The sequence below is a fragment of the Pseudoalteromonas sp. SCSIO 43101 genome, assembly GCF_023650775.1.
Taxonomy (GTDB): domain Bacteria; phylum Pseudomonadota; class Gammaproteobacteria; order Enterobacterales; family Alteromonadaceae; genus Pseudoalteromonas; species Pseudoalteromonas apostichopi.
This window is the reverse complement of the sequence record NZ_CP072673.1, coordinates 1,446,923-1,460,195: the sequence shown is the minus strand read 5'-3', so window position 1 is coordinate 1,460,195 and position 13,273 is coordinate 1,446,923. Positions and strand designations below refer to the sequence as shown.

Sequence of the window (13,273 nt, the reverse complement as noted above, 5' to 3'; positions counted from 1 at the left end):
CTTTTGTTATAAAACAGCCAAATTAACGTTTAACTGCGCAATTTACCACCAGAGCTTGGCAGAATCTAATTTGAACGTAAATATATGCGGCCTGTCGCGTTGCATTTGTTAACAAAGTTGCAAATTAATAACATGCTCGCAGTTTTGAATACCCATATAGTGCTTATGTATAAATCAATGTTGAGTGCCGCTCTGTTGAGTGTGCCTTTTACTAGCTTGGCCATCAGCCAACCTATCACCCTTCCTTTTATTGCAGAACAGCCAACAATTGACGGTAAGCTTGATGAAGCAAGTTGGCAACGTGCAAAAAAAATTACAATAGATAACGTCACTTGGCCTTATGAGAACAGTAAGAGCCCTGTTACTACCTACGCTTATGTCTATGAAGATGGCGAAACGTTATTTATAGGTTTTGAAGCGAACGACCCTAACCCAGAACTTATTCGTGCTTTTTACCGTGACCGTGACGCAGCTTGGGATGATGACTTAGTCGGGCTAAAAATTGATTCATACAATAACTCTCAATTAGCGTATCAATTTTTTATTAACCCACTTGGCGTACAGCAAGATTCAATAGAAAACGAACTAACTAAACATGAGAGCTCATCATGGGACGGTATTTGGGATAGCGTCGGTGTTATCCATGATAAAGGCTACACAGTTGAAGTTGCTATTCCCTTACGCGTACTAAATTTTGACGACAGCGTCGCAAGCAAAACCATGGCAATGGAGTTTTTACGCTTTTTACCGCGCAGTGAACGGTTGCGTATCTCTAATATGCAGATTGACCACGGTAACAATTGTTGGATTTGCCAAATGCCAAGTTACCAAGGTTTTGAACAAGCCAAACAAGGCAATAACGTGGCGATTATCCCATCTGTGGTGCTTGGCAAAAATGAGACCCGCGATATTGATGGCGCTCGAGTTGATGATTGGGAGTCAGAGAACAATACTGAAGCCAGCCTAGATGTAAAATGGGGGATCACTCCTGATATTACCCTAAATGCGACCATCAACCCTGACTTTTCTCAGGTTGAAGCGGATGTCGCACAATTGAGTGTGAACAATAATTTCAGTTTGTTCTTCCCTGAAAAGCGCGCCTTCTTTTTAGATAACGCTGACTACTTTGCCTCAACTCTCAACCTTATTCATACCCGTAATATTGCCCAACCAGATTACGGAACAAAGATCACCGGCAGCAAAAATGGCCATACATTTGCCGGCTTCATTGCCAATGACACACAAACCAATGTGTTGATCCCTGGCAATTTAGGCTCATCTCTTGTTGCCCTTGACGAGAAAAGTGAAAATGGCGCTATGCGTTATCGATACGATTTTGAGTCAGGGTTATCGCTCGGTTCAACTGCAACACACAGACAAAGTCATGATTATAAAAACACGGTTTACAGTATTGATAGTAAATACAAGCCAACAGTGAACGATGTTTTCTTAGTCCAAGTATTAAAGTCACAAACACAATACAGCCAAGATTTTATCGACGAGTTATGTGATGGTGATAACTGCTCACAGCCCGAGCAAGTAATTTGTGAATTAAATAGTGACTGCGACTATAACGAAGGCGTACTTCGTGTTTTAAGTAAAGAACAGCAATCAGGTACTGGCTACTACGTAAAGTATCAACACGACGAGAAGTACTGGCGTGCCTTTGCTGACTATAATTATCGCGATGCTGATTTAAGAGCTGACTTAGGCTTTATCTCACAAGTTGATTTTAAAAAGTTTACGACTGGCGGTGAATACCGCTGGTATGGCGATAAAGGCAATTGGTGGAATCGCGCTAACCTTTACGCCGATTGGGATATTACCCACAACGAAAATAATGAACTTCTCGAAAAAGAAGCACAAACTAGTTTTTCAGTCAGCGGCCCGTTGCAGAGCTTTTTTGAGCTCTCTGTTGAGCACCGTAACCGCACCGGCCTTCGCCACGATAAATCACGTTTAGATATTGATGGTAACACTGACTTGTTTAGCGAAAATGGCGTTGGTTTTTACAGTGACTTTAAACCAACCGCAGGGGTATTTGCCTCTTTATATATGTATACAGGTAATGCCGTTGACTTAGCTAATAATCGTGTTGGTGATAAGTTCCATATACGCCCTGTGCTGAATATGAACCTTGGTAAGCATTTTGAAGTGCGTTTACGCCATACTTATGAGCAGCTTGAAGCCGACGGCAGTGAAGTATTTACCGCCAACCTAAGTGATGTGCGTTTAACTTACCAATTTAATGTGAATAGCTTTTTACGCCTTGCAGTCATTTATACCGATTTAGAGCGCAATCAGGCTAATTACATTGATGATGTAGATAGCCAATATAAAAAGTTAGCCACTCAGCTGCTGTATTCTTACAAGCTGAACCCGCAAACGGTATTCTTTGCAGGTTATTCTGATAATGGCTATCAAGATGATGAGCTTTCATCAATTACTAAAGAGCAGCGTACGTTGTTTGCTAAATTTAGCTACGCTTGGTTGCTTTAATACCTTATTAGCGCATCTTTTGGTGCGCCCTCCCCTTTTTTTGTTTGCTTATTCCTAAACTATACCCAAGCCACCTCAAGATGCAGAATTCAGCGTTTCACAGGTGCTTAATATCAAGGCGTTACTTTGCAAGAATGGCAGTCCCTTTTAAGAAGTAACAACGATGAGAGTAAGTGCCTGTGAAGCGCCCAACGGGTTGGTTTAAAAGCGATTTATACTGCGTTATTGATTTTAGCAATAGAACCACTATTACTTGCAATCAATGCCTTGCCTAAATCGCTTTTAATTCCAACTGAAACTCGCACCTTGAGATGGTTTGGGTATATAAGCCTATTCGCTATATGTTATAGCCAAACTTTACTTTCGTTTTTTATTCACCACAGTAAAGTGTGACTATTACAGATCGCTAGCCTAAGCTATTCGATCACGATTGAATAAATTGCTTCCAAGGGAACACTATGTCTAACATTTTTGAAGATAATTCATTAACGATTGGTAATACTCCAATCGTAAAGCTTAACCGCGTAACCTCAGGTAATGTTTTTGCTAAAGTAGAATCACGTAACCCAAGTTTCAGTGTTAAATGCCGTATAGGCGCTTCAATGATCTGGGAAGCAGAAAAGTCAGGTGTATTAACCAAAGACAAAGAGTTAATCGAGCCTACTTCGGGAAATACCGGTATTGCACTTGCGTTTGTTGCTGCTTCTCGTGGTTATAAGTTAACACTGACTATGCCTAACACTATGAGCCTAGAACGTCGTAAATTGTTAAAAGCGTTAGGTGCTAACCTAGTTCTAACTGATGGCGCTAAAGGTATGAATGGCGCAATTGAGAAAGCAAAAGAAATTCAAGCAAGTGACCCTGAAAAATACATTCTTCTACAACAATTCGAAAACCCTGCAAACCCGAAAATTCACTTTGAAACCACGGGCCCTGAAATCTATGAAGCAATGGATGGTAAAATCGATATCTTCGTAGCAGGTGTTGGTACGGGTGGTACTATTACGGGTGTTAGCCGCTACCTTAAACTTGAAAAAGGTTTAAATGTTCAGTCAGTTGCTGTTGAACCAACTAACTCACCAGTGATCAGCCAAACCTTAGCTGGTGAAGAAGTAAAACCGGGTCCTCATAAAATTCAAGGTATCGGTGCAGGTTTCATCCCTGGTAACCTTGATTTAGAAGTTGTTGATGCCGCTGAGCAAGTATCAAATGAAGATGCAATTGCAATGGCGCATGAACTGATGAAAAATGAAGGCATTTTAGTAGGTATTTCTTCTGGTGCTGCAGTTGTTGCTGCAAAACGCCTTGCTGAAAAGCCTGAAAACGCAGATAAAAATATTGTGGTAATTTTACCAAGTGCAACTGAGCGTTACTTATCTAGTCCATTATTCGCTGAAGAGTTCAGCGATAAAGAGCTTGTTCAGTAAGAACGACTAAGTTGTCTAAAAAGGATGCAAAGATGCATCCTTTTTTATTACCTAAAATAGATAAAACCAATAAATTTACCGAGTTAACTTTACATCATGCTAATTTAGTCACACACTTAATATTAAGTTCACTCGTAAAACAACAAAAATGAAAAATATACTCTTAATTTTTATCCTGTTAAGTAGCAGCGTCCTTTTCGGTTGCGGCTCCGAAGACGCTCCAAAAGGCGAACAAAATACGCCAGGTAATGTGGCTACTCTCTATTTTGATGCCTTATATAACCAAAACGATTTGAATCTTGCCATGGAATACTCCACTCCAAAAATGGCGCGTATTATGAAATCTTATGGTACTGCTGGGCAGTTCGCTCGTAACCTTGTCAATATGCAATACGATGAAGTCGTAATTGAAGTCGATATGACCAATATGAGTTTACGCGAGCAATATGGCGATAAAGCCAATATCAATTTAATTTTTACTGGTTATTTTAATGGTAAGAAAGTTGATGATATGCGCAGTGTGAAAATGATACGTAAGAAAGGAAAATGGTACATAGAAAAAATTAATGCCGATCCATTTGCACGTTAATTTAAAACTAAAAAAGGGCCTGATGGCCCTTTTTTAGTATAAGAGTATTGATATTACTCTTCGTCAAACTCTTGATGTTGACGCTGTGCAGGACGCGCTAAGATCTCAACGTAAAACGATGTAAGCCCTTTAGCTTCGATATCGCTAATACACTTATTAATCTCTGCCACGTGAACGACATTGGCCTCATCCGCTGACTCACCAAACTTACAGTCAAATGCCCAATAGTCAGCACCTGCTGGGAGTGTTTTATTACGCTCACGTTTTAAGTATTTTTTTACTTCGTGCTTGGCTGCATCAACCATACGAGGATATTTAATTTTCTCGTGGTTTAGCGTGAATGTTTTCTTCATTATAGTCCTAGTAACTTGGTTCAATGACAATGGCATTAAGCCATAGGCTGCTATTATAACAAGCACATCTTAATTTAGCTGTACTTTTTGCCATTTTACTTAAATATAGTTTATTCAGAGTCTATGACAATTCGATTAAGCCGCTAATACTTAGGCTGTTGCTAAATGTAGAGGTTGATGTATAGCTTCATCATTTAGGCTGTCATAAAAGGCAGCTGCATCTATTTGTGGCCGCTCAACTGGTTTATTCTTTTCGTAAAAACGTTTTCTAACTGCAGGTTCACAGTTATCAATCACTTCAAGTGGCACATGCTGCCTATCATCACGTATATTCAGTGGTTCAGGATTTAAGCAATTACGCAACCTGATATCTGATAAACCACCTTGCAATAGCCTGTAAGCATTTTCTTGACCAATCAGCATGTCAAACTGCTCAGGTGCCAATGGTTGTGCTGGCCCTGCTCCTAATTCAGTTCGCAGAACAGATTCAGACACATCAGGGTTGGTTAATTCAGTTTTTGGTAGGTGAAACTGACTAAAATCGAGCACATCATGAGAAAGCATTGCTAGTAATAAAGCAAACTCCCCAGGGCGTTTCTCTTGAACACTTTTATTTAGACGATTATCGAGTTGACTCTCTGTGAGCAACAAACCATCAATTTGCATAGTCTTTAGCCAAATAGTTTCTTGATTAACCAGTTATCGGCATTTATGTAATTTTCTTTAGTTTTTTTCTTTACTTAAATAACCAGTTTGCTATTATCAGCGCCGTTGCATTGGAGGGGTTCCCGAGCGGCCAAAGGGATCAGACTGTAAATCTGACGGCTCAGCCTTCGCTGGTTCGAATCCAGCTCCCTCCACCACTTTTCTTATTTGAAAAGTGGGGCCAAATGCAATAGTAAAATCTGTGTGGAGGGGTTCCCGAGCGGCCAAAGGGATCAGACTGTAAATCTGACGGCTCAGCCTTCGCTGGTTCGAATCCAGCTCCCTCCACCACTCTTTACTCTTTCTAACTTTACTCTTTCTAACTTTACTCTTTCTAACTTTACTCTTTCTAACTTTACTCTTTCTAACTTTACTCTTTCTAACTTTACTCTTTCTAACTTAAGCTACCAACTCAAACTACTACCATTTGCTTTTAGCCAACTTTCTGCTTTTTTATAGTCAGGATAAAAATGGCACACTCGCTGCCAGAACTTAGCGCTATGATTCATATGTCTGAGGTGCGCAAGTTCGTGAATAATGACATAATCAATCACCCATGTCGGCGCGCTTGCTAAATGTAAATTAAATGCAAGCTCTCGGCGCTTATTACAACTGCCCCAACGACGTTTATAATGTTGAATCTTTAACTTTGCAGGTAAAGCTTCAGTCATTTGCAAACAGTAGTCATGAACACGCATTTCAATATAGCTCTCAAGCTTTTCATGTAAAAACCGTTCTAGCAGAGCTAAGTAGTTAGCTTCTTGATATTTGACCCGTGATGAAATAGATAAAGTGAGCCGAGATTGTGCATCTTGTTGCCAAGTGCTTTTAGGGCCTTTAGCAAAAATTATCGGCACACTCTGACCGAATAACTTAATAGTCGCGTTTACAAGAGGAAGTTGACGTCGTTCAGCTTGTGAGGATTGTCTCGCGATTTGTTCTGCGACCCAATCCTGTTTTGTCTTTAGCCAACCATCTATCTCAGTTTGTGAGACATAAAAAGGCGCATAAACAGTGAGTTTCTGCTCAGCAACTTTAATTGCAACTGTTGTTCTGCGTTTACTGCGCTTTAAGGTGTAATCTAACAAATATAAGCCAATTCAATTAATAAAAATGAGAGATTCCATTTTACCCTGCTAAATAGCTGCTAATCTATAAAGATGACTAACAAATAAGTTTTCGTCCTTATGCCTGATAAACCATGTTGTAGTTATACCTCACCAACAGGTAACAAGTGCCAAGAAACAGATATGGGCTCTGGATTTTGCTTTTGGCATGATAGTAAATTTGATAAATCAGGGCTAGACCTCACCCAAAAATTAGAGCGCTATGCAAAAAAAGGGGGATTATTAGAAGGCCTGCAACTGAAAAGAGCGAACCTTTCAGGACTAAACTTAATCAAACAGGATGACGAAGAAGGCTATGATCTCTCTTATTGTAATTTTTACCGCGCGAATTTAACGGGCGCTCACTTATTTAATAACAAAATCTCCAACGCCTCATTGATGAAAGCCAATTTACATAGCGCTAGTTTGCATTACTGTGATTTAAAAAATACCAACCTACTGGGTATTAAACTCAATGACAGCCGTATTGATAATATCGAACTGGGCGATCAATTATTACAAGAAGCGGCTGCATTTAAAGCTCGTAAAAATAAACAATTCGCAGAAGCCCGAGACTTATTTGAACAATCAGAAGAAATATACCGAAACTTAAGGAAAGCCTCAGAACATCAAGGGCTATTTGAGCTAGCCGGTAACTTTACATACAAAGAATTACGGATGCGCCATGCGCAGTACCCTAGAGGTTCAACCAAGCAAATTACTTCAAGTTTTATTGACATGCTGTGCGGTTATGGAGAAAAACCCGAGAATGTTATTCGCTTTAGCTTGTCACTAATTATTTGCTGTGCCTTTTGTTATTTCTTATTTGGGGTAAGTTATCAAGATTCAGTGATGCAACTAAGCGTTGAAAACTCATTTACAAGCAATTTATCGGCATTATTAAATAGTTTTTATTTCAGTGTGGTAACTTTTACAACCCTTGGTTATGGGGATATTACTCCGATTGGCTTTTCAAGGTTGATTGCAGCAATAGAAGCATTCTGTGGCAGCTTCTCGCTTGCTTTGTTCGTTGTTGTCTTTGTAAAGCGAATGACCCGCTAGCGCATAATATATGAGCCTATATGCTCCTTCGCTTGATACATTTTCTTATCAGCACGATTAATTAACTCCTCAGCATCTACTGTGCTATCAAGTGGTGCTGCTATAAGGCCAAAACTTAAATGAAGCTCTGGGTACTGTTGTTCGAATGCAGCTATTAGTTTTTCACAAATATTAACACCACTGTCTATCTCGCAATCAGGCAAAATGACACAAAACTCATCTCCCCCGTAGCGACAAGGAATATCAATCTCGCGTATATTTTCAAGTAAATATTGGCCTATATATTTAAGCACTTCATCGCCTTTTAAATGCCCTTGCGTATCATTTACTGACTTAAAGTCATCCAGATCAAAATACACAATGGTTAATGGTGATTTGTGCCGTCTTGCTCTGGCAAGATCCCGTTGTAATAACTCTTGCATGACACGGCGATTATATAGGTTGGTGAGTGGGTCAAGCTTCGCTAGCTTCTCAAGCTCTTGAGTACGCTGCGCAACTTTTTCTTCGAGGCCTTTTGCGTAAACTTCGGTGCGACGTTTCGCATTTTCAATTTCGCCCACCAAACTATCAATATAAGTGTCAAAGACCAAGGTGGTATCAAAGTAAATTAGCTTATCTATGATGTTTAGCGTTTGATTCAATTCAGCTTGATCGCTTATTGTCGCCCTAAGCACATTAAAAATGAGTTCTTTTAAAGTACACACTGCCGATAAATAGAGTTTTGGTTCAACCCCAATACGCTTATGTACCATGCCAATACGTAAGCGGTTATTAACATATTCATGTTCGTAACGACCACAAAATAGATCAATAATATATTGGCGTTGCGCATCTCTTAGTCGCGTTAAAGTATCCGCATCACCAATTAATAAAGAAATTTCATCAACTTCGGTTTGCTTTTTATAAAATTCATTCACTACATTTTCGATGGCTGATTCGATAATAGGTTTGTAGTTCAAAAGAGATGAGAGACTGTTTGAACTCAGCCCCAATAAGCTCATCCTATGCTGAATTTCGACATCATTAATTTGCATTTGCTCAACTAAAGTCTGCTCAGTTCTTCTCATCTACTCACCTCGGACTACTCCTTTTTAATTAAATATAGTCAAGGTTTTCAATACTACGTACTTAAGTGATAGGTTTTTCTCTAATTTAACAATAATTTGTATTAAACTAGCTTTATAAGCCGTTTCAAAAAAATATTATGCTCGCAAAATTTTTTATTACCAATCAAGACCCCAGCCTAATTGTCAGCGGTGTTTATGATCCAAGCTTAGTTGTACTTTCTATTGCTACCGCTATCTTTGCTGCTTATTTTTCACTCCATATCATTGATTTAGCGAACAGAACTCACTTTAATTCATACCGAAAATTAGGCAGTGCAACCGGTGCTTTGGTTATGTCAGGCGGGATTTGGAGCATGCACTTTATTGGTATGTTAGCTTTTTCTTTGTGCACCAACGTTGAGTACGACCCAACTCTGACATTTTTTTCATTCATACCTGCATTTTTAGCCTGCTACACCGCTTTTTCATTTTTGAGACGCAAAGATTTAAAGCAAATTCCAAAAACAATTAAACTGCTAATTGCTTCTGTGTTGCTGGGGTCAGGTATAGGAACCATGCACTATTCAGGCATGGCTGCCATGCAAATGAGCCCTCTACTTCGCTACGATCCAGTTTGGTTTGCAGCATCAATTGTGGTGGCAATTGCTTTATCTTTTGTAGGCTTATATGCGCGCTTTCATCTTAGCGAACATTTTAAAAAGCTAACCATGCTACAAACCCGTGTCATTTGCGCCATTATTTTTGGCTTTGCAGTCGCAGGAATGCATTACATGGGCATGGCGGCAACACGTTTTGTCGCAACCTCACCTTTGTTATCCGAAAACGTGCAAACGTCGCAACTTACTTTTATCGCCATTAGCGTTTCATTTGCCACCGTATTATTAACCGCTCTGGTTGGGATTATTAATGGCATGGTGCGTTTTCGTTTATTACTTGCAGAAAAATCAGCAGAAGAGTCGCGCCTAGATGCCATTTTAGGCACTGCAATAGATGGCATCGTCACGATTAATATTCATGGCATTATTTTAAGCTTTAATAAATCAGCAGAAACTATTTTTGGTTGGCGCCAAGACGAAGTACTAGGCAAAAATGTAAAACTATTAATGAACGACGATATTGCTGCTCAGCACGATGATTATTTAGCTGATAGTAGCAGGCATGAAGTTAAAAAAGTCATTGGCGTTAACCGAAATGTCTATGCAAAACATAAAGATGGTCACTTATTCCCTATTCGCCTAGGACTTGGTGAAGTAAAACAGCCTAATGCAGAAACACTATTTGTTGGCTTTATAACCGATCTAACAGAGCAACGTGCACTGCAGCAAAGTCTTGAAGAAAAAGAGAAGCAATATCGTACGTTAATGAACAATACCCCCGGCGCTGTATTTCGTTGCTTGTTAGATGAACACTGGACGATGAAATTTATAAGCCCAAGTGTTGCTGACTTAACAGGATATAGCCCTGAAGAGTTTACCAATGGCACAGTTACATTTGCTCAAATCATTAATAATGATGATGTAGTGCATATTGATGAAGTTATTGAAAAAGCCATAGCAGAAAAAAACCAATATGCTGTTGAATACCGCATTCGCCACCGAAGTGGAAAAGTTGTGTGGGTTTTAGACCAAGGAACAATTAACGAAAATAGTGACTCTGACCAAAAGTGGATCGATGGTGTACTCATTGATATCACTACTCGTCACGAATATGAAGAGTCACTTAAACAAGCAAAACAAGAAGCTGAAGCTGCAGCACAAGCAAAACAATCATTTATGGCAAATATGAGTCATGAAATACGCACACCAATGAATGCAATAATTGGCTTTAGCGACATATTAATGGATAGCCCACTCAGTAAAGAGCAACAAAAGCATATTATTACAGTGAATAAATCAGCTCGCTCACTGCTGCATTTACTCAATGAAGTCCTTGATTCTGCAAAATTAGAAAAAGGCAAACTCGATATTCACGCTGAGCACTTTAACTTACAAGCGCTACTCGACAACATCGTATCGACCTTTTGGCTCGAAGCTAAGCGAAAAGATATCCTGCTTGATTTGATCATCGCTGATAATGTTGCGCCTATTTATATTGGCGATGAATCCCGAATTCGCCAAGTGATGAATAATCTCATTGGTAATGCCATTAAATTTACAGAACAAGGTTCTGTAACGATTACTGTAAGTCAAACTCCAGATAAGCAATTACTTTTTGAAGTGCAAGACAGTGGTATTGGCATAGCGAAGCACCGCTTAGATGCTATTTTCCAGCCATTTGAACAAGCTGACGGTACTATGACACGCCGCTTTGGTGGCACAGGTTTAGGCACCACTATTAGTAAACAGCTTGTTGAATTAATGGGCGGTTCAATTGATGCTAATAGTGAAGAAGGAAAAGGAAGTTGCTTTTACTTCACCCTTCCTTTGCAAGAGGGTGATATTAACAAAGTAGATGTATTTTCTTGTAATCAATTGAATTTACCAAAGCTTCAAATATTAGTGGTTGATGATATTGAGCAAAATATTGAGCTGCTCAATATTTTATTATCTCAAGCTGGGCACACAGTAGTTACCGCTCAGAATGGCCTTGAAGCCATTGCTGCATTTGAGCAACAAAACTTTGATGTGATTTTAATGGATATACATATGCCAGAATGTGACGGAATAACTGCCTGTAAGGAAATCCGTGAAATTGAAAAAGTCAGATGCTTAAAAATTACTCCTATCATCGCTTTAACGGCGAGTGTTTTACAACAAGATAAAATTACTACAAAGCAAGCCGGGATGAATGGTTTTGCAAATAAACCTGTTGATATTAACCAGCTGAACCATGAAATCGCGAAAGTGCTTGGTTTAGAAGTAAATAAAGTCACTAGTAATAAAATGCGTGATGAAAGAAAACACATCAACTACGACAAAGGTGTTTTGATGTGGGGAAGCAAAGAGAAGTTAAATATGGAAATTGGCTTATTCCTAAGCAATCATCAACAGAGCATTCTACGACTGAAGGATCAAAAACTCAGTGAAAACGAACAAAAATTAATTTTGCATACTCTTAAAGGAGTCGCAGGTAATTTAGCCCTAGCAAAATTATTATATTTGTTATCAAACGCTGAGAAAGAACGTGAAAAGGAAAGCTTCCCTTCACTCATTGCCGAATGCGAACAGGAATGGCAAACTCTAATTGCATTGCTTGCAGATCAGCAGCAGCCCAGTTCACAACAGCAACGTATACACGAAGTGTCATTGGACGCATTTATTAGCCAAATTGACACACTGCAAGAGCAAGCTGAGCATGCAGAAATAGACGATGATTTATTAAGCCTGGTGCAATCCCAAGCACCTACAACCTATAAAGAGCAGGTTGTTGAAATTTGTGCGCATTTTGAAAACTTTGACTTTGATGCAGCAAGTACCGCTTTATTAACTTTAAAGCATACAGTCCAAGCTGCTAAGGAACACCTATGACACAACTCTCAGAACGTGCAAAGATTTTGGTCGTCGATGATGAACCTGCAAATTTAAAAGTGATCCGTGAAGTACTTGCTAACGATTATCGCTTATCGTTTGCTAAATCTGGGGAACTTGCTCTTCAACTTATTGAGAATGAACCACCTAAGTTGATTTTGCTCGATATTATGATGCCCGATATGAGCGGCTTCGAAGTCTGTAAAGTGTTAAAAGCAAATCCTAAAACAGCGCATATTCCTGTTATCTTTGTTACGGCACTTTCACATGAACAAGATGAATCTGAAGGCTTTGCTCTTGGTGCAGTCGATTATATTACCAAACCAATTAGCCCCGCAATTGTCAGGGCTCGGGTTAAAAATCACTTATCTCTGGTGCAAGCTGAGCAACTGCAATTAGCTCATATTGATTTGATTCAACGTTTAGGTCGAGCTGCCGAATATAAAGACACTGACACCGGTGAGCATATCGCAAGAATGAGCCGCTACAGTAAAGTACTCGCCCTTGCCTATGGCATGAGTGAGTATGAAGCCGAGCAGCTTAAACAGGCTGCCCCAATGCATGATGTTGGTAAAATCGGTATTCCCGACGCCGTGCTTTTGAAACCTGGGCGCTTAAACGAAAACGAATACGAGCACATGAAACAACATGCTTTAATAGGTGCGAAGATTTTAGAAAACTCACCTTCGCCGCTATTACAATTAGCTCATAAGCTTGCCCTTGAACACCATGAAAAGTGGGATGGTACGGGTTATCCGTATGGCCTTAAAGGCAAAGAAATCAGTATTGAAGGACGTATTGTAGCTATTGCTGATGTATTTGATGCTTTAACCTCAAAACGCCCCTATAAAAAAGCCTGGTCGATTGAAGAAGCCCTCGACTTATTAAAAGATGAGGCAGGTAAGCATTTTGATCCGCAATTAGTTGATTTATTTATCGGCCAAATAGATAGCATCATAGAAATCAAAAACACTTATACCAGCTAATGGCGAATTAAA

The 13,273-nt window shown here is 39.5% G+C and carries 10 protein-coding genes and 2 tRNA genes; 8 read left to right on the top strand and 4 right to left on the bottom strand.

Translation table 11 applies throughout. The features are described 5' to 3' along the window. Positions 1 to 165: 165 nt before the first annotated feature. From J8Z25_RS06820 to J8Z25_RS06810, 3 genes are all read left to right on the top strand, one after another. On the top strand, positions 166 to 2,499 hold the full coding sequence (locus tag J8Z25_RS06820) for a carbohydrate binding family 9 domain-containing protein (protein ID WP_502934595.1): 2,334 nt from the start codon (positions 166 to 168) through the stop codon (positions 2,497 to 2,499). Positions 2,500 to 2,957: 458 nt separating this feature from the next. After that, complete coding sequence (gene cysK / locus J8Z25_RS06815) at positions 2,958 to 3,926, top strand: cysteine synthase A (protein WP_130051804.1); 969 nt, start codon at positions 2,958 to 2,960, stop codon at positions 3,924 to 3,926. A gap of 148 nt (positions 3,927 to 4,074) precedes the next feature. Beyond that, the gene (locus J8Z25_RS06810) at positions 4,075 to 4,515 is read left to right on the top strand and encodes a hypothetical protein (protein ID WP_130051805.1); all 441 of its coding nucleotides are present in this window, start codon (positions 4,075 to 4,077) and stop codon (positions 4,513 to 4,515) included. Positions 4,516 to 4,568: 53 nt separating this feature from the next. Here J8Z25_RS06810 and J8Z25_RS06805 read toward each other — a convergent pair whose 3' ends face one another. Together J8Z25_RS06805 and J8Z25_RS06800 are read right to left on the bottom strand one after the other, a co-directional pair. Further along, on the bottom strand, positions 4,569 to 4,868 hold the full coding sequence (locus J8Z25_RS06805; protein ID WP_130051806.1) for a DUF6172 family protein: 300 nt from the start codon (positions 4,866 to 4,868) through the stop codon (positions 4,569 to 4,571). A gap of 150 nt (positions 4,869 to 5,018) precedes the next feature. Then, positions 5,019 to 5,534 carry a VC2046/SO_2500 family protein gene (locus tag J8Z25_RS06800; RefSeq protein WP_250661885.1) on the bottom strand — a complete coding sequence of 172 codons (516 nt, stop codon included), beginning with the start codon at positions 5,532 to 5,534 and terminating at the stop codon, positions 5,019 to 5,021. Positions 5,535 to 5,646: 112 nt separating this feature from the next. Between J8Z25_RS06800 and J8Z25_RS06795 the strand changes: the two genes are divergently transcribed. Then, positions 5,647 to 5,731, top strand: a tRNA-Tyr gene (locus tag J8Z25_RS06795). A gap of 48 nt (positions 5,732 to 5,779) precedes the next feature. Further along, a tRNA-Tyr gene (locus J8Z25_RS06790) sits at positions 5,780 to 5,864 on the top strand. A gap of 113 nt (positions 5,865 to 5,977) precedes the next feature. Here the strand turns inward: J8Z25_RS06790 and J8Z25_RS06785 are convergent. Continuing rightward, positions 5,978 to 6,661 (bottom strand): M48 family metallopeptidase, encoded by a 684-nt coding sequence (locus J8Z25_RS06785; RefSeq protein WP_205987934.1) that lies wholly within the window; start codon positions 6,659 to 6,661, stop codon positions 5,978 to 5,980. Positions 6,662 to 6,760: 99 nt separating this feature from the next. Between J8Z25_RS06785 and J8Z25_RS06780 the strand changes: the two genes are divergently transcribed. Beyond that, positions 6,761 to 7,741 (top strand): ion channel, encoded by a 981-nt coding sequence (locus J8Z25_RS06780; RefSeq protein WP_130051809.1) that lies wholly within the window; start codon positions 6,761 to 6,763, stop codon positions 7,739 to 7,741. Here J8Z25_RS06780 and J8Z25_RS06775 read toward each other — a convergent pair. After that, a complete protein-coding gene (locus tag J8Z25_RS06775; protein WP_130051810.1) occupies positions 7,738 to 8,808 on the bottom strand; it encodes a GGDEF domain-containing protein in 1,071 nt (356 codons plus the stop codon). The two genes, J8Z25_RS06780 and J8Z25_RS06775, sit on opposite strands and share 4 nt — an antisense overlap. Before the next feature lie 137 nt (positions 8,809 to 8,945). Between J8Z25_RS06775 and J8Z25_RS06770 the strand changes: the two genes are divergently transcribed. Both J8Z25_RS06770 and J8Z25_RS06765 read left to right on the top strand, forming a co-directional pair. Continuing rightward, entirely contained in the window at positions 8,946 to 12,275 is a 3,330-nt protein-coding gene (locus tag J8Z25_RS06770) for a PAS domain S-box protein (protein WP_167658873.1), read from the top strand. Continuing rightward, positions 12,272 to 13,261, top strand: a complete 990-nt coding sequence (locus J8Z25_RS06765) for a response regulator (protein WP_167658872.1) — start codon at positions 12,272 to 12,274, stop codon at positions 13,259 to 13,261. The genes J8Z25_RS06770 and J8Z25_RS06765 overlap by 4 nt, the downstream gene beginning before the upstream one ends. Positions 13,262 to 13,273: the final 12 nt, after the last annotated feature.

Excerpts from the sequence above, each read along its gene's own strand:
- J8Z25_RS06820 (WP_502934595.1), top strand. The coding sequence starts at position 166 with ATGTATAAATCAATGTTGAGTGCCGCTCTGTTGAGTGTGCCTTTTACT.
- cysK (WP_130051804.1), top strand. The coding sequence starts at position 2,958 with ATGTCTAACATTTTTGAAGATAATTCATTAACGATTGGTAATACTCCA.
- J8Z25_RS06810 (WP_130051805.1), top strand. The coding sequence starts at position 4,075 with ATGAAAAATATACTCTTAATTTTTATCCTGTTAAGTAGCAGCGTCCTT.
- J8Z25_RS06805 (WP_130051806.1), bottom strand. The coding sequence starts at position 4,868 with ATGAAGAAAACATTCACGCTAAACCACGAGAAAATTAAATATCCTCGT.
- J8Z25_RS06800 (WP_250661885.1), bottom strand. The coding sequence starts at position 5,534 with ATGCAAATTGATGGTTTGTTGCTCACAGAGAGTCAACTCGATAATCGT.
- J8Z25_RS06780 (WP_130051809.1), top strand. The coding sequence starts at position 6,761 with ATGCCTGATAAACCATGTTGTAGTTATACCTCACCAACAGGTAACAAG.
- J8Z25_RS06775 (WP_130051810.1), bottom strand. The coding sequence starts at position 8,808 with ATGAGAAGAACTGAGCAGACTTTAGTTGAGCAAATGCAAATTAATGAT.
- J8Z25_RS06770 (WP_167658873.1), top strand. The coding sequence starts at position 8,946 with ATGCTCGCAAAATTTTTTATTACCAATCAAGACCCCAGCCTAATTGTC.
- J8Z25_RS06765 (WP_167658872.1), top strand. The coding sequence starts at position 12,272 with ATGACACAACTCTCAGAACGTGCAAAGATTTTGGTCGTCGATGATGAA.